This window comes from Yoonia sp. (assembly GCF_014859355.1).
In the GTDB taxonomy this organism is placed as follows: domain Bacteria; phylum Pseudomonadota; class Alphaproteobacteria; order Rhodobacterales; family Rhodobacteraceae; genus Yoonia.
Map to the genome: position 1 here is coordinate 22,036 of NZ_JACUUJ010000001.1, position 15,209 is coordinate 37,244.

Annotated in this window: 15 protein-coding genes; 9 read left to right on the forward strand and 6 right to left on the reverse strand. The window is 57.9% G+C overall.

Features of this window, described 5'->3' with window-relative positions:
- Positions 1-26 precede the first annotated feature (26 nt).
- The 4 genes from IBX59_RS00115 to IBX59_RS00130 are packed head-to-tail and all read right to left on the reverse strand — an operon-like array spanning position 27 to position 2,641.
- Complete coding sequence (locus tag IBX59_RS00115; protein ID WP_296371100.1) at positions 27-1,052, reverse strand: MaoC family dehydratase; 1,026 nt, start codon at positions 1,050-1,052, stop codon at positions 27-29.
- A complete protein-coding gene (locus tag IBX59_RS00120) occupies positions 1,049-1,252 on the reverse strand; it encodes a DUF1737 domain-containing protein (RefSeq protein ID WP_296371102.1) in 204 nt (67 codons plus the stop codon). Before IBX59_RS00120 ends, IBX59_RS00115 begins: the two co-directional genes overlap by 4 nt.
- A gap of 4 nt (positions 1,253-1,256) precedes the next feature.
- A complete protein-coding gene (locus IBX59_RS00125; RefSeq protein WP_296371104.1) occupies positions 1,257-1,802 on the reverse strand; it encodes an NnrU family protein in 546 nt (181 codons plus the stop codon).
- Positions 1,799-2,641, reverse strand: coding sequence for a CoA ester lyase (locus IBX59_RS00130; RefSeq protein WP_296371495.1), 843 nt, complete (start codon positions 2,639-2,641; stop codon positions 1,799-1,801). The genes IBX59_RS00125 and IBX59_RS00130 overlap by 4 nt, the downstream gene beginning before the upstream one ends.
- A 195-nt stretch (positions 2,642-2,836) precedes the next feature.
- Between IBX59_RS00130 and IBX59_RS00135 the strand changes: the two genes are divergently transcribed.
- Positions 2,837-3,184 (forward strand): hypothetical protein, encoded by a 348-nt coding sequence (locus IBX59_RS00135; RefSeq protein ID WP_296371106.1) that lies wholly within the window; start codon positions 2,837-2,839, stop codon positions 3,182-3,184.
- A 9-nt stretch (positions 3,185-3,193) separates the two neighbouring features.
- Here IBX59_RS00135 and IBX59_RS00140 read toward each other — a convergent pair whose 3' ends face one another.
- Positions 3,194-3,949: a sulfite exporter TauE/SafE family protein gene (locus tag IBX59_RS00140; protein ID WP_296371108.1), complete on the reverse strand. Its 756-nt coding sequence runs from the start codon at positions 3,947-3,949 to the stop codon at positions 3,194-3,196.
- A 158-nt stretch (positions 3,950-4,107) separates the two neighbouring features.
- On the opposite strand from IBX59_RS00140, the gene mdh reads away from it, so the two are divergent.
- From mdh to IBX59_RS00180, 8 genes are all read left to right on the forward strand, one after another.
- The gene (gene mdh / locus IBX59_RS00145) at positions 4,108-5,070 is read left to right on the forward strand and encodes a malate dehydrogenase (protein WP_296371110.1); all 963 of its coding nucleotides are present in this window, start codon (positions 4,108-4,110) and stop codon (positions 5,068-5,070) included.
- A gap of 248 nt (positions 5,071-5,318) precedes the next feature.
- Positions 5,319-6,512 (forward strand): ADP-forming succinate--CoA ligase subunit beta, encoded by a 1,194-nt coding sequence (gene sucC, locus IBX59_RS00150; RefSeq protein ID WP_296371112.1) that lies wholly within the window; start codon positions 5,319-5,321, stop codon positions 6,510-6,512.
- A gap of 55 nt (positions 6,513-6,567) precedes the next feature.
- On the forward strand, positions 6,568-7,449 hold the full coding sequence (gene sucD / locus IBX59_RS00155; RefSeq protein WP_296371113.1) for a succinate--CoA ligase subunit alpha: 882 nt from the start codon (positions 6,568-6,570) through the stop codon (positions 7,447-7,449).
- Positions 7,450-7,523: 74 nt separating this feature from the next.
- Positions 7,524-10,484, forward strand: a complete 2,961-nt coding sequence (locus IBX59_RS00160; RefSeq protein ID WP_296371116.1) for a 2-oxoglutarate dehydrogenase E1 component — start codon at positions 7,524-7,526, stop codon at positions 10,482-10,484.
- On the forward strand, positions 10,481-11,686 hold the full coding sequence (gene odhB, locus IBX59_RS00165; protein ID WP_296371117.1) for a 2-oxoglutarate dehydrogenase complex dihydrolipoyllysine-residue succinyltransferase: 1,206 nt from the start codon (positions 10,481-10,483) through the stop codon (positions 11,684-11,686). Before IBX59_RS00160 ends, odhB begins: the two co-directional genes overlap by 4 nt.
- A gap of 64 nt (positions 11,687-11,750) precedes the next feature.
- Entirely contained in the window at positions 11,751-12,140 is a 390-nt protein-coding gene (locus tag IBX59_RS00170; protein ID WP_296371119.1) for an MAPEG family protein, read from the forward strand.
- A 19-nt stretch (positions 12,141-12,159) separates the two neighbouring features.
- Complete coding sequence (lpdA, locus tag IBX59_RS00175) at positions 12,160-13,548, forward strand: dihydrolipoyl dehydrogenase (protein WP_296371121.1); 1,389 nt, start codon at positions 12,160-12,162, stop codon at positions 13,546-13,548.
- Positions 13,549-13,717: 169 nt separating this feature from the next.
- Positions 13,718-14,554 carry a TerB family tellurite resistance protein gene (locus tag IBX59_RS00180; protein ID WP_296371123.1) on the forward strand — a complete coding sequence of 279 codons (837 nt, stop codon included), beginning with the start codon at positions 13,718-13,720 and terminating at the stop codon, positions 14,552-14,554.
- Here the strand turns inward: IBX59_RS00180 and IBX59_RS00185 are convergent.
- Positions 14,551-15,201 (reverse strand): GntR family transcriptional regulator, encoded by a 651-nt coding sequence (locus tag IBX59_RS00185; RefSeq protein ID WP_296371125.1) that lies wholly within the window; start codon positions 15,199-15,201, stop codon positions 14,551-14,553. The two genes, IBX59_RS00180 and IBX59_RS00185, sit on opposite strands and share 4 nt — an antisense overlap.
- Positions 15,202-15,209 lie beyond the last annotated feature (8 nt).

Below are 15,209 nucleotides of genomic sequence, written 5' to 3' on the forward strand. Positions count from 1 at the left end.
CTGTGATCACAAACAATCCAAACGCTTTAAGTCGGGATTAGCGCCCAATAGTCCAGATCAAGCAGGACATCGGGATGATATTTCCCGTCATCACCGCGCAACACACCTGCCGCGCCTTTGGTCGCCACCAGCCGTAGCCGGATCGCGCCGACACCCGGTGTGGTTGTTTCGGCCATATCCAGCACCTCGGACCACGCGCGCACCGTATCGCCTGCGAAACAGGGGTTCGCATGGGCACCACCGTTCAGCGCCACGATCATCTGCGCATTGGCCAACCCGTTGAACGACAATGCCCGCGCCAGCGAAATGACATGGCCGCCATAGATCAGCCGTTTCCCATCCGCGCGCTGCGTCGCGTCAAAATGCACCTTGGCGGTGTTTTGCCACAGGCGGGTTGCCAGCATATGTTCGGCCTCTTCGACCGTCACGCCATCCACGTGGTCAATAACCTCGCCCACACCGTAATTGATCAACCGATGCGATTCGCCCGCCTGCGCAAAGTCATAATCAGTAAATTGCAGCCCCTGTGGCACCACCAGATCGCCCGCCGCCACAACCGCTGGCAGAACTGGGATCACTGGCTCGGGTGCGGGGCCGTCGCCACGTTTGCGCACCATCACCCAGCGGACATAGCGCAACACATCCTCGCCCCGCTGATTGCGGCCCGTGGTGCGCACCCAGACAACCCCGGATTTGCCGTTTGAATTCTGCTTAACCCCGATCACCTGCGATTGGCTGGACAGCGTATCACCCGGATACACAGGCGCCAGCCAGCGCCCGTCGGCATAGCCCAGGTTGGCCACCGCGTTCAGCGATATATCCGGCACCGTCTTGCCAAATACCGTATGAAAGGTGATCAGATCATCGACGGGCGACGCAGGCAAACCGCAAGACCGCGCAAATTCGTCTGATGAATAAAGCGCTGTGCGCGCCGGATAAAGCGCATGGTAAAGCGCCCGTTCCCCGCCCGAAATGGTGCGCGGCACCGCATGGGTGATCACATCGCCAACGGCGTAGTCCTCGAAAAAGCGGCCCGCGTTGGTTTTTGTCATTGCCGGCCCAGCTTCATGTCGGGGGAATAGGGCGTGTCGATGTCTTTGGTCACGGCCTGCCCGCAGCGCATGACGCCATTGGCCTGATCAAAGGCATAGGTCGGGTTGCCATAAAGCTCCCACCCCTTTGACAGCGCGTCTGACACCTTGTGGCAGAACGCCGATGTATCGTCTTCGGTCAACATACGGTAGATTTTCATGGGATCATCCAAACGGGTTATAGCCAAGCCAGATGTGCACCACAGACACCACCCCAAAGGCAACGATCGTCGCCACGATGGCGGTGATTTCCTTGCGGATCGGCACCATATGGGGCGGGGTTTGGCGTGGCTCTGTGCGGTTGATCAGCGCCACCTCGGACCCTGCCCAGACCAGCAGACCGCCAAACAGCACAAAAGATGCGGTATCGCCGTTCACCAGCAGGTGCCCAACCGCCCACAGTTTGACCGCGGTCAGTTGCGGGTGGCGGACATATTGGGTGATCCGCGCCTTTGATCCGCTGGCAGCGAACAGGTAGAACGCAAGCAACATCAACAGGTTGTTGATTCCCGTCATCGCTGGTGTCCGGCCCCAATAGAATGTCGTGTCGGCCCAGCGATAGCCCAGCACCATTAGCACCAGCCCGGCCATCGCCCCGATGGTCACGATCATCTTGCCTTGCTCACCCATCGACGCACGATGCGCAGGTGCCAGTCGTTTCCAGAAATGAACGGCTGACCACAGGATCAGACCAAGAATAAGTAGTGTCATGCGCTCTCCAATGCGGCGATAGCTTCGGCTTTGGCCAAGGTCGCCCTTGCGGTCACGATATGCAAGTTTTCTACGATGCGGCCATCGACCACGGCGACGCCCTGCCCATCGGCCTCTGCTGTCTCGAAGGCGGTGATCTGGCGGCGGGCAAGGGCGATTTCATCTTCGGATGGTCCAAAGGCGGCATTTGCAATCGCCACCTGCGCAGGGTGAATCAATGTCTTGCCGTCAAACCCCATATCGCGGCCTTCGGCGCATTCGGCGCGCAACCCGTCTTCGTCCTTGAAGGCGTTATAAACACCATCAAGCGCGATGATCCGCGCTGCCTTGGCCGCCAGCAGACAATGCTGCAAAGCCATCATCAGGGCCGCGCGGCCGCGCGAATTCAGATCCTTGGCAAGGTCGTTTGTCCCCAACACAAACCCCGCGATCCGCGGATGCGCGGCGATCTGGGCGGCGTTCAGAATGCCCTGGGGCGTTTCCATCATCGCCCAGATCGGCAGGTCTGGTACCAAACCGGCCAGCGCATCCACATCGCCAGGGCCGTTCACCTTGGGCAGCAGCACACCGTCACACGCCATCGCGGCGACGGCGGCGGCGTCTTCCACGCCCCACGGCGTATCCAGCCCATTGATTCGCACGATCTTTAGCCGCGGGCCATAACCGCCCGTCGCCAAGGCCGCATAAAGCGTGTCACGCGCCGCGATCTTGGCGTCGGGCGCGACGGCATCCTCTAAATCAAACAGAATCACATCGACAGGCAGGTCGCGCGCCTTGTCCAACGCCCGGTCCTTCGAACCGGGAATATATAGGGCTGAACGATAGGGGCGGTCCTGCATCGAATCTTCCTCGTAATTTTGTTGCGCAGAAAAGGCCAGAAAAGTGCTATTCATTCAAGAGACAATTGCCGCATCGCAGCAAAAAGCATCATCACAGTGCGTTAACCAATTTGCGGCAAATTCGCTTCAGACTTGCAACACTTTCTGACGGCACGGCGCGTTTCGCCCTGGCCCCCAATTGTAAAGATGCCTGCGATGAAGCATAAATTTTTTCTGATGTTGTTCGGTATTGGTGCCATGTTGCTGGCAGCCAATCAAGCCAATGCCCAAACGCAGACATGCGCAGACCATAACACGGTTGTGGCGCGACTGGCTGAACATTTTGGCGAAAGCCGCCAATCCATCGGGCTGCGCGATGATGATTCCGTTGTCGAAATCTTCGTCGCGATGGAAACCGGCAGTTGGACCATTACGCAGACCCGGCCCGGCGGGCCAACCTGTCTTGTGGCGGCCGGTCAGGCGTTTCAGCAGCTGAACGCTGTCTTGTCCCGCGTTGAGCGCCGGACATTATTCGCCGCATTTTGCAAGACCACGGCCAGCTGATCGGGGTTTTCACGTCAGCGCCAACCAGATCAGCCGCACGCCCGTTGCCACCAAAAGAACGTAAGTGAGCCCGAAAAACAGCCGCTCTGGCACAAAATGATGCATCCGAACGCCAACCCATGCACCGATCAGCGCAAAAGGGGCCAGCACAACACTGCCCATGATCGTATCCCATCCGAATATGCCCAAATAGGCATAGGGTAGAACCTTGATCCAGTTGATCGCCCAAAAGGCAATGACCGTCGTCGCCTGATAGGTCGTCTTGGCCAGGCCTTGCGACAACAGGAAAACCGCCACGGGCGGACCACCGGCGTGACTGATAAAACTGGTAAACCCCGCGACCCCCCCGGCAATCCATGCACCGGTTCGGGAAAAGGCCATTTGCCGCACCGATAGCCATCCGCGGGCACGGGCAAGCTGATACGCCACAAATGCCAGACAGATTACACCGATCAACAGGCGAAAGACATCTGCATTCACATAGGCATAAATCAAAGCGGCCAGCACAATTCCCGGTAGGGCACCGATGATGATCCCTTTGGCAGACGGCCAGTGCCATTTGCGCCAATAGGGCTTTAGCGTTGCCGCGTCGATCACCATCAAAACCGGCAAGACGATCCCCAGCGCCGCCCCCGGCGGCACCACCATCGCCAGAACCGCACCGCCGACAAAAGCAGCACCCGACCCGAACCCGCCTTTGGAAATCCCGGCAAACATGATCGCTGGAATTCCAACCGCGAAGAATTGCCAATTAAATTCAAGCACATCACGCTCCGCCGGTGCGACACCACTCTGCCTGATTACTGTGCTTGCGCAATCATGACCATGGCGAAATATGTGATGCCGCAGCGCAGCACCCTTGCCAGCGGCCCTTCAAAGGCTTACCCCGTCGCCTAAATCCAAACCACAAAGGATCTATTTTCATGGCCAGACCCAAGATTGCCCTTATCGGCGCCGGACAAATCGGCGGCACGCTCGCGCACCTCGCCGCTGTAAAAGAACTCGGCGATGTTGTGCTTTTCGACATTGCCGAAGGTATCCCCCAAGGCAAGGCACTTGATATAGCCGAATCCGGCCCTGCCGCCAAATTCGACGGTAGCTTCAAAGGGACAAACGATTACGCCGATATCGCAGGTGCCGATGTTTGCATCGTGACCGCCGGTGTGGCACGCAAGCCCGGCATGTCGCGTGATGACCTGTTGGGGATCAACCTCAAGGTCATGAAATCCGTTGGCGAAGGCATCGCGGCACATGCGCCAAACGCTTTTGTCATCTGCATTACCAACCCGCTGGATGCGATGGTCTGGGCGCTGCGCGAATTTTCCGGGCTACCGCACAATATGGTCTGCGGCATGGCAGGTGTGCTGGACAGTGCACGTTTCCGGCATTTCCTTGCGGACGAATTCGAAGTCTCCATGCGTGACGTGACGGCCTTTGTTCTGGGCGGCCACGGCGATACGATGGTGCCCCTGACCCGCTATTCCACGGTGGGTGGCATCCCTCTGCCTGATCTGGTGGATATGGGTTGGACCACGCAAGACAAACTGGACGCGATCGTGCAGCGGACCCGTGACGGTGGCGCTGAAATCGTCGGCCTGCTGAAAACCGGTTCCGCCTTTTATGCGCCTGCCACATCGGCGATCGAAATGGCAGAGGCCTATCTGAAAGACCAGAAACGCCTTTTGCCCTGTGCGGCACATGTTGACGGCGCATACGGGCTTGACGGTTTCTATGTTGGCGTGCCCACCATCATCGGCGAAGGCGGCGTTGAACGCGTGGTCGAGATCAAGATGAACAAAGCTGAACAGGCCATGTTCGACAAATCTGTCGAGGCGGTCAAAGGTCTGGTCGCGGCGTGCAAGGCGATCGACAGCAGCCTTGCCTGATAACCTGGGCACTGAATAGCAAAGGGTCGCCCAAGGGCGACCCTTTTTCATTTTAGCCATCTACAATCCCACCCCGCGAATCTCTTGAAATGATCGGCGGCGGCTGCGTTTGGAAATTTTGTGATCACAGTATAAAAACCTGTGATCACAAATGTTCGAATATTCAGAGGCAATGATGATTTCGGTTAGAAACTGTTCATAGGCTGTGGTTTATATGGCTTCAATTGAAGCCAAATTGGACAAGTCCTATGAACATCCACGAATATCAGGCGAAAGCCTTGCTGCGCAGCTACGGTGCACCTGTTTCCGACGGCCGCCCCGTCACCCGCGCCGAAGATGCCAAAACCGCCGCCGGTGAACTTGATGGCCCGCTGTGGGTGGTAAAGGCACAAATTCACGCAGGTGGCCGTGGCAAGGGCAAATTCAAAGAAGCCGATGCCGGTGATGCCGGTGGCGTGCGCCTGACCAGATCCGTGGAAGAAGCCGCGCAAGAAGCCCGCAAAATGCTTGGCCGCACGCTGGTGACACATCAAACCGGGCCTGCGGGCAAGCAGGTCAACCGCATCTATATCGAAGACGGATCTGGGATTGAAACCGAACTTTATCTCGCGCTGTTGGTTGATCGTCAATCCAGCCGCATCGGGTTTGTCTGTTCGACCGAAGGCGGCATGGACATTGAAGAAGTCGCCGCCAATACCCCTGAAAAGATCGTGAACTTTACCGTGGACCCCGCCACCGGTTATCAGCCGTTCCACGGCCGCCGCATAGCCTTTGCGCTGGGTCTGCAAGGGCCGCAGATCAAACAATGCGTCACGCTGATGGGCCAGCTTTACAAGGCATTCACCGAAAAAGACATGGAGATGCTGGAAATCAACCCGCTGATCGTGACCGACAAGGGCGATCTGAAGGTGCTGGACGCCAAAGTCGCCTTTGACGGAAACGCGCTTTATCGGCAGGCTGACATCGCGGCGCTGCGGGATGAAACCGAAGAAGACCCCAAAGAACTGGCAGCGTCGAAATTTGACCTGAATTATATCGCGCTAGATGGTGAAATCGGCTGCATGGTCAACGGCGCGGGCCTTGCCATGGCGACGATGGACATCATTAAACTTTACGGCGCCGAACCCGCCAACTTTTTGGACGTGGGCGGCGGCGCGACGAAAGAGAAGGTGACCGAAGCGTTCAAGATCATCACGTCCGACCCCAACGTGAAAGGTATTCTGGTTAATATCTTTGGCGGGATCATGCGGTGTGACGTGATCGCCGAAGGTGTGATCGCCGCCGTGAAAGAGGTGGGCCTGAAAGTTCCGCTGGTTGTTCGTCTGGAAGGCACGAACGTTGAAAAAGGCAAGGAAATCATCCGTAATTCCGGCCTTGATGTCATCGCCGCCGACGACCTGAAAGACGGCGCACAGAAAATCGTCAAAGCTGTAAAAGGTTAACCCGTAAGGGTGGGTTCAAACCCACCTTACCCGCAAGATTCCCAAGGAGCCTCTCATGGCCATTCTCGTTAACGAAAACACCCGCGTCATCTGTCAGGGTCTTACCGGCAGCCAAGGCACATTCCATTCCGAACAGGCCATCGCCTATGGCACCAAGATGGTTGGCGGAGTCACCCCCGGCAAGGGCGGCACCACCCATCTGGACCTGCCCGTATTCAACTCGGTCCACGAGGCCAGGCACGTGACCGAAGCCAACGCATCCGTCATCTACGTGCCGCCCCCCTTTGCGGCTGATAGTATCCTCGAAGCGATCGACGCGGAAATGGAGCTGATCATCTGCATCACCGAAGGTATCCCCGTGCTGGACATGATGAAGGTCAAGCGCGCGCTGGAAGGGTCCAAATCCCGCCTGATTGGGCCAAACTGCCCCGGCGTCATCACGCCTGACGCCTGCAAGATCGGCATCATGCCCGGCCACATCCACAAACGCGGGTCGGTTGGTGTTGTTTCCCGTTCCGGCACGCTGACCTATGAGGCTGTGAAACAGACATCTGACAGCGGGCTGGGCCAGTCAACCGCTGTTGGCATTGGCGGCGACCCGATCAAGGGCACCGAACATATTGACGTTTTGGAAATGTTTTTGGCCGACCCTGAGACGCAGTCGATCATTATGATCGGTGAAATCGGCGGATCAGCCGAAGAAGACGCAGCACAGTTCCTGGCTGATGAACGCAAGAAAGGCCGCTGGAAACCCACAGCCGGTTTCATCGCCGGGCGCACGGCGCCTCCGGGCCGTCGCATGGGCCATGCCGGTGCGATTGTGGCTGGCGGCAAAGGCGATGCTGAATCCAAGATCGAGGCGATGAAAGCCGCCGGCATCGTGGTGGCCGATAGCCCTGCAACGCTGGGCGAGGCTGTGCTGAAAGCGATTGGGTAAGTCGGGGTTAAACCCCGACACGGATAACAATGGCGGGGCAAGCCCCGCCCTACGATTGAAACAGAGGTCCACCGATGAATGACCATTCCCCCAACGACGTTTTCCACGCCTCCAGTTTTCTGCAGGGGCATAATGCGGAATATGTCGAACAGCTTTACGCCCGCTATGCCGACAATCCCGGGGCTGTTGACGAAAGCTGGCAGGCGTTTTTCCGCAATTTGGGTGACGCGCCCGGGGACGCGCAAGCAGAGGCATCAGGGCCAAGCTGGGCACGCCATGACTGGCCGCCGGTTCCAAATGACGACCTGACAGCCGCGCTTGATGGCCAGTGGCCCGCAGAACCCAAGGCCGCAGGTGATAAGATCAAGGCGAAGGCTGCTGAAAAAGGCGTGACACTTGATGAAACACAGGTGCGCAACGCCGTGATGGACAGTGTGCGCGCACTGATGATCATCCGCGCCTACCGCATCCGCGGCCACCTGATTGCCGATCTTGACCCGCTGGGCATGCGCGAGACCCAATCCCACCCTGAACTGGACCCCGCCAGTTACGGCTTTACCGCAAAGGACATGGACCGGCCGATTTTCATCGACAACGTGCTGGGGCTGGAAATCGCCACGATGGCGGAAATCATGGCCATCGTGCAGCGCACCTATTGCGGCACATTCGCGCTGCAATACATGCATATTTCAAACCCCGAAGAAGCGGGCTGGCTGAAAGAGCGTATCGAAGGATACGGCAAGGAAATCAGCTTTACCCAGAACGGCCGCAAGGCGATTCTGAACAGCCTTGTGCAGGCTGAAGGGTTCGAAAAATTCTTGCATGTCAAATACATGGGCACCAAACGTTTTGGCCTTGACGGCGGCGAAAGCCTGATCCCCGCGATGGAACAGATCATCAAACGCGGTGGCCAGCTGGGGCTTGAGGAAATCGTGATCGGAATGCCGCACCGCGGGCGTTTGTCGGTGCTGGCCAACGTGATGGAAAAACCGTATCGTGCGATTTTCAACGAATTTCAGGGCGGATCATTCAAACCCGAGGATGTCGACGGATCGGGCGATGTGAAATACCACCTTGGCGCCTCTAGCGACCGCAGCTTTGACGACAACAACGTCCATTTGTCGTTGACCGCGAACCCTTCGCACCTTGAGGCAGTGAACCCCGTTGTGCTGGGTAAAGTGCGCGCCAAACAGGACCAGAAAGGCGACAAAGACCGCACCAAGGTCATGGCCGTGCTGCTGCATGGCGATGCGGCCTTTGCCGGACAGGGCGTTGTTGCCGAAGGCTTTGGCCTGTCGGGCCTGCGCGGCCACAAGACAGGTGGCACGATGCATATCGTGGTCAACAACCAGATCGGTTTCACAACGGCACCGCACTTTTCGCGCAGCTCGCCTTACCCGACCGACATAGCCCTGATGGTCGAAGCGCCCATTTTCCACGTCAATGGCGACGACCCCGAGGCTGTGGTCCATGCTGCCCGCGTTGCCACGGAATTCCGCCAGAAATTCCACAAGGACGTGGTGCTGGACATCATCTGCTACCGCCGCTTTGGTCACAACGAAGGCGACGAGCCGATGTTCACCAATCCGGTGATGTACAACAAGATCAAAAAGCAGAAAACGACGCTGACGCTTTACACAGAACGCCTCGTGAAGGACGGGCTGATCCCCGAGGGCGAAATCGAGGATATGAAAGCCGCGTTCCAGGCGCATCTGAATGAAGAATTCGAAGCGGGTAAAACCTATAAACCCAACAAAGCCGACTGGCTGGACGGGAAGTGGTCGCATCTCAACCGCGAGAAAGAAGAATACCAACGCGGCGTAACCGCCATCGACGAGGCAACGTTCAAGCAAGTTGGCCGCGCTTTGTCCACTGCACCCGAAGGGGTGCCGCTGCACAAGACCGTTGGCCGCCTGCTGGATGCCAAGGCGCAGATGTTCGAAACCGGCAAAGGCATTGACTGGGCCACGGGCGAGGCGCTGGCCTTTGGGTCACTGCTCTCCGAAGGTTACCCGGTGCGCTTGTCAGGTCAGGACAGCACGCGCGGCACCTTTAGCCAGCGGCATTCGGCCCTGATCAATCAGGAAAACGAAAAACGCTATTACCCGCTGAACCACATCCGCGAAGGTCAGGCGCAATACGAAGCCATCGATTCGATGCTGTCGGAATACGCGGTTCTTGGGTTTGAATATGGCTACAGTCTAGCCGAACCCAACGCACTAACCCTATGGGAAGCGCAGTTTGGCGACTTTGCCAATGGCGCGCAGATCATGTTTGATCAGTTCATTTCGTCGGGCGAAAGCAAATGGTTGCGCATGTCCGGCCTGGTCTGCCTGCTGCCGCACGGCTACGAAGGGCAAGGGCCCGAACATTCCAGCGCGCGTCTGGAACGGTTCCTGACGATGTGCGGCGGCGACAACTGGATCGTGGCCAACTGCACGACACCGGCCAACTATTTCCACCTGCTGCGCCGCCAACTGCACCGCACCTTCCGCAAACCGCTGATCCTGATGACGCCAAAATCACTGTTGCGGCACAAAATGGCCGTTTCCCGGGCTGAAGAATTCACCACCGGCTCCAGCTTCCACCGCGTTCTGTGGGATGACGCCCAGCACGGCAATTCCGAAACCAGCCTGGTGTCCGATGACAAGATCAAGCGCGTCGTGATGTGTTCGGGCAAGGTTTACTATGACCTTTTGGAAGAACGCGACGCCCGCGGAATCGACGATATCTATCTGATGCGGTTTGAACAGTTCTATCCCTTCCCCGCGCAATCGGCGGTAAACGAACTGGAAAGGTTCAAGAATGCCGACATGGTTTGGTGTCAGGAAGAACCTAAAAACCAAGGCGCATGGAGCTTTATGGAACCCAATCTCGAATGGGTTCTGACGCGTATCAAAGCCAAACACACAAGGCCCGTCTATGCCGGGCGCGCGGCTGCGGCCAGCCCCGCAACGGGCCTTGCCAGCCAACACAAAGCACAACAACAGGCGCTCGTTAATGACGCCCTGACCATCGAAGGATCAAAGCAATGACCACCGAAGTCCGCGTCCCCACACTTGGCGAATCCGTGACCGAGGCCACGGTCGCCACATGGTTCAAACAGCCCGGCGATGCCGTGGCTGTTGATGAAATGCTGTGCGAGCTTGAGACGGATAAGGTCACGGTCGAGGTGCCAAGCCCCGTTGCCGGCACCCTGTCTGAAATCGTGGCCGCCGAAGGCGAGACCGTTGGCGTTGACGCGCTGCTGGCGCAAATCGCCGAAGGCGCCGCCGCCCAGGCCCCCAAGGCAGAGGCCTCCAAAGAGGCGCCCGCCGAAGAACCCAAAGCCACAGCCGCCCCTGCTGCGGCGAAAAAAGATGTCGAAGACGCCCCGTCAGCCAAGAAACTGATGGCGGAAAACGATCTGACGGATGTGCAGGGCACCGGCAAGGATGGCCGCGTGATGAAAGAGGACGTGCTGAAAGCACTGTCCGAAAAACCCAGCGCGCCCGCAGCTGTTGCGACCCCGCGTGCGCCTGTCCCCGCCGCACAGGCCGACCGCGAAGAACGGGTGAAAATGACCCGTCTGCGCCAGACCATCGCCAAGCGCCTTAAAGACAGCCAGAACACCGCCGCCATGCTGACCACCTATAACGAGGTCGACATGACCGAGGTGATGGCCCTGCGCGACGCATACAAAGACCTGTTTTTGAAAAAGCACGGCGTGAAACTTGGCTTTATGTCCTTTTTCACCAAGGCCTGCATCCATGCCCTGCACGAGGTGCCAGAGGTGAATGCCGAAATCGACGGCACCGATGTGGTTTACAAGAACTACGTCAACATGGGCATCGCGGCAGGCACGCCCACGGGCCTTGTCGTGCCGGTGATCAACGACGCCGACCAGATGTCATTCGCCGCAATTGAAAAAGCGATTGCCGAAATGGGCGCCAAGGCGCGCGACGGCAAACTGTCGATGGCTGAAATGCAGGGCGGCACCTTTACCATTTCCAACGGCGGGGTTTACGGGAGCCTGATGTCATCGCCCATTCTGAACCCGCCGCAGTCGGGGATTTTGGGGATGCACAAGATTCAGGATCGCCCCATGGCAATCAACGGTCAGGTTGTGATCCGTCCGATGATGTATCTGGCGCTGTCCTACGACCACCGGATCGTGGACGGTAAGGGCGCCGTGACCTTCCTTGTGCGCGTGAAAGAGGCGCTTGAGGATCCGCGCCGGTTGCTGATGGATTTGTGATGACATCCGCAACACAGGGCGGGACTTCATCCAGGCAAGGAAAAATGGACGATTAGGAAGCTAGATGACACCCGAACTCACCGTCCTCGCCCTCGCGGCGATTCTGCAAGCCCTGCAATTCATGGCATATTCGGTTGCGGCGAATATGGCCGTCGGGCCAAAATATGCGATGGGGCCGCGCGATGAACCCCGCGCCCTGACGATAAACGCGGGCCGCCTGCAACGCGCGCTCAACAACCATTTCGAAGGCTTGATCCTGTTCACCATTGCCGTTGTCGTCGTCACGCTGGGCGACAAGGGCACCGGGTTTTCCGCCGCCTGCGCCTGGGCCTATCTGGGCGCGCGTATTTTTTATATCCCCGCTTATTATTTCGGCCTGACCCCATGGCGGTCGCTGATCTGGGCTGTGGGGTTTTTTGCGACCATTCTTATGATACTGTCAGCCTTGTTCTGACCACCCTGAAGGAGAGCTTATGTCCAGCTATGATGTCATCGTAATCGGTGCCGGCCCCGGCGGCTATGTCGCTGCGATCCGTTGCGCCCAACTGGGCATGAAAGTCGCCTGTATCGAAGGCCGCGAAACATTGGGCGGCACCTGTCTGAACGTCGGCTGCATCCCGTCCAAAGCGATGCTGCACGCAACCCATATGTTGCACGAGGCGGAACATAATTTTGCCGACATGGGGTTGAAGGGCAAGGCGCCATCGGTCGATTGGCAGCAGATGCTGGATTACAAGGCCAAGACCATTGCGCAAAACACCGGTGGCATCGAATTTCTGTTCAAAAAGAACAAGATCGACTGGATCAAAGGCTGGGCCAGCATCCCCGCGGCCGGCAAGGTCAAGGTGGGTGATGACACCCACGAAGCCAAACATATCGTCGTTGCCACGGGGTCTGCGCCTTCTGGCCTGCCGGGGATCGAGATTGACGAAAAGATCGTTGTCACCTCGACCGGGGCGCTGGAACTGCCCAAGATCCCTAAAACCATGGTCGTGATCGGCGCGGGTGTGATCGGGCTTGAGCTGGGGTCTGTCTATGCCCGACTGGGCACCGAGGTCAGCGTGATCGAATTTCTTGACGGGATCACCCCCGGCATGGATGCCGAAATCGCCCGGCAATTCCAGAAGATGCTGACAAAACAGGGGCTTAAGTTTACGCTGGGGGCCGCTGTGCAGGGTGTCAGCGTCAAGAACAAAAAGGCTACTGTCACCTATAAATTGCGCAAGGACGACAGCGCACACGAGGTGACAGCAGACACCGTGCTGGTCGCAACGGGCCGTAAACCCTTTACCGATGGGTTGGGCCTTGATGCGCTGGGCGTTGAACTGACCGACCGGGGCCAGATCAAGACCGATGGCAAATATGCCACCAATGTTGCAGGCGTCTATGCCATCGGTGACACGATCGCAGGCCCGATGCTGGCCCATAAGGCCGAAGACGAAGGCATGGCCGTGGCCGAGGTGATCGCGGGGCAACATGGCCATGTGAACTATGGCGTGATCCCCGGCGTGATCTATACCCACCCCGAGGTCGCCAATGTTGGCGAAACCGAAGAAACCCTGAAAGAACAAGGGCGTGCCTATAAAGTTGGCAAGTTTTCATTCATGGGCAACGCCCGCGCCAAGGCCAATTTCGCTGGCGAAGGTTTTGTGAAAATTCTGGCAGACAAGGAATCAGACCGCATCTTGGGCGCGCATATCATTGGCCCGATGGCGGGTGACCTGATCCACGAAATCTGCGTCGCGATGGAATTTGGTGCCGCTGCCGAAGATCTGGCGCGCACCTGCCATGCGCACCCCACCTATTCCGAAGCCGTGCGCGAAGCGGCGCTCGCTTGTGGGAACGGCGCAATCCACGCCTGACAGGAAATATCAGGGGCGGGCCTGTGCCCGCCCCGATTTTAGTATGTGCAGGTCTTTGCCTTTTCACGTTATTCTTTAGAAACGCCCGATTCATGGTTATCGATCACCATAACCACGCCATAATTTCATGATTTCGTGTTAGGGTATCGAGTGTAATTTTGAGATTGTTATGAAAAAGCTTGTTCTTGCGGGGTTGTTGGTGTGGTTATCCACTTTCCCAACACACGCTTACACAAGCGTGACCGGCTTCACCACAGAGCTTGAATTTGTTGCCCAGACCAGCATCGCGGGTTCAGGCCGTGCGAACTTGTCGTTATGTTATGTCACGCGCAGCTTTCGGGTCTTTGGCAATGCGCTGACCAGCGATGTGCAGCGCTATGCCTTGTCTGACGATAATTGCATGACCGAAGACCGCCCCTTTTCAACACAGCAGATGATCATCGCGCATTCTTTGGACCTTATCCCGGCGGATATTCCGATCGTGGCCAGCAACGATATCCGGCGCAACCTAAAAACCTATGGGCTGCTTGCCGCGATTGCCTTGACCATGCTTGTGGTCATCTTGCGGCGGGTGAGGTCCATATTGGGGTATGATCCCAACGGCCCGATGCGGAAAATGGCGGCAGAACAGATCGTATCTGTTATGTGCCATGCTGCTAAATGCGACGGGCTTGTCGGCTCAAAGGAACTGGGCCTGATTGGTCGCGCGGCCAAACGACTGACGCGGCGCAATTTTTCGACCGCAGACATCATCCGCATGGCTGACCACAGTGATCTGAACCTGTCGCTTGATGATTACATTGCTTTTGGCGCAGGGCTGCGCGACAGGGAAAAAGACGCGATGATCTATGCCGCGCTTTTGATCACGATGTTTGAAATGCCCATGCTGCCTGCGGAATATCAATTCGTGACAAAATTGGCCTATGGCCTTGGTGTTCCGGGTCAGGATTTTCGCCGTATTATGGCCACAGTCCTTGACGATCTGGACAGTTACGCCGCCAATTAGGCTTTGAGCATCCGCAATCCTTGCGTCGCATCCGCACGCACGGCCAGCCGCAACCCGGGTTCATCGCCGGCCTTCAGCGCGGCCAGAATCAGCTTGTGATGATGGGGCGGCTCTTGCCGGTTCAAACGGCCATAAAGCGCGCACATCGTCGGGCCAAGTTGCAGCCAGACAGTTTCTGTCATGGCCAGCATCGCAGGGGCCTGTGCGCGCAGGTAAAGCGTGCGATGAAATTCCAGATTCAGGCGAATATAGCCTGCTGCATCATGCCGCGCGATCATTTGGCTGACACTGTTGTTGATGGTTTCCAACCGGTCAATCAGGGCCATATGCGCACGCGGCAAGGCGCGCGATGCCAGTTCTGATTCCAAAAGCGCGCGCAATGTGGCCAGTTCTTCGATCCGGTCGTTCGACAGCGCGGGGGTGGACACCCGCCCGGATGATGAAAACGACAGCGCCCCTTCCGCGACCAACCGGCGCACTGCTTCGCGCGCGGGGGTCATCGACACGTCATAGGCTTTGCCGATGCCGCGCAGGGTCAGGGCTGCGCCAGGGGCGATTTCGCCGTGCATGATGCGGCTGCGCAGGGCACGATAAACCCGTTCATGCGCGGCGGTCGTGGGGTCAAGGGGGCGGGGTTGGATCAGCATGTGCAATC

Coding starts and splice junctions, on each gene's coding strand:
- IBX59_RS00115 (WP_296371100.1), bottom strand. CDS start 1,052: ATGACAAAAACCAACGCGGGCCGCTTTTTCGAGGACTACGCCGTTGGC.
- IBX59_RS00120 (WP_296371102.1), bottom strand. CDS start 1,252: ATGAAAATCTACCGTATGTTGACCGAAGACGATACATCGGCGTTCTGC.
- IBX59_RS00125 (WP_296371104.1), bottom strand. CDS start 1,802: ATGACACTACTTATTCTTGGTCTGATCCTGTGGTCAGCCGTTCATTTC.
- IBX59_RS00130 (WP_296371495.1), bottom strand. CDS start 2,641: ATGCAGGACCGCCCCTATCGTTCAGCCCTATATATTCCCGGTTCGAAG.
- IBX59_RS00135 (WP_296371106.1), top strand. CDS start 2,837: ATGAAGCATAAATTTTTTCTGATGTTGTTCGGTATTGGTGCCATGTTG.
- mdh (WP_296371110.1), top strand. CDS start 4,108: ATGGCCAGACCCAAGATTGCCCTTATCGGCGCCGGACAAATCGGCGGC.
- sucC (WP_296371112.1), top strand. CDS start 5,319: ATGAACATCCACGAATATCAGGCGAAAGCCTTGCTGCGCAGCTACGGT.
- sucD (WP_296371113.1), top strand. CDS start 6,568: ATGGCCATTCTCGTTAACGAAAACACCCGCGTCATCTGTCAGGGTCTT.
- IBX59_RS00160 (WP_296371116.1), top strand. CDS start 7,524: ATGAATGACCATTCCCCCAACGACGTTTTCCACGCCTCCAGTTTTCTG.
- odhB (WP_296371117.1), top strand. CDS start 10,481: ATGACCACCGAAGTCCGCGTCCCCACACTTGGCGAATCCGTGACCGAG.
- IBX59_RS00170 (WP_296371119.1), top strand. CDS start 11,751: ATGACACCCGAACTCACCGTCCTCGCCCTCGCGGCGATTCTGCAAGCC.
- lpdA (WP_296371121.1), top strand. CDS start 12,160: ATGTCCAGCTATGATGTCATCGTAATCGGTGCCGGCCCCGGCGGCTAT.
- IBX59_RS00180 (WP_296371123.1), top strand. CDS start 13,718: ATGAAAAAGCTTGTTCTTGCGGGGTTGTTGGTGTGGTTATCCACTTTC.
- IBX59_RS00185 (WP_296371125.1), bottom strand. CDS start 15,201: ATGCTGATCCAACCCCGCCCCCTTGACCCCACGACCGCCGCGCATGAA.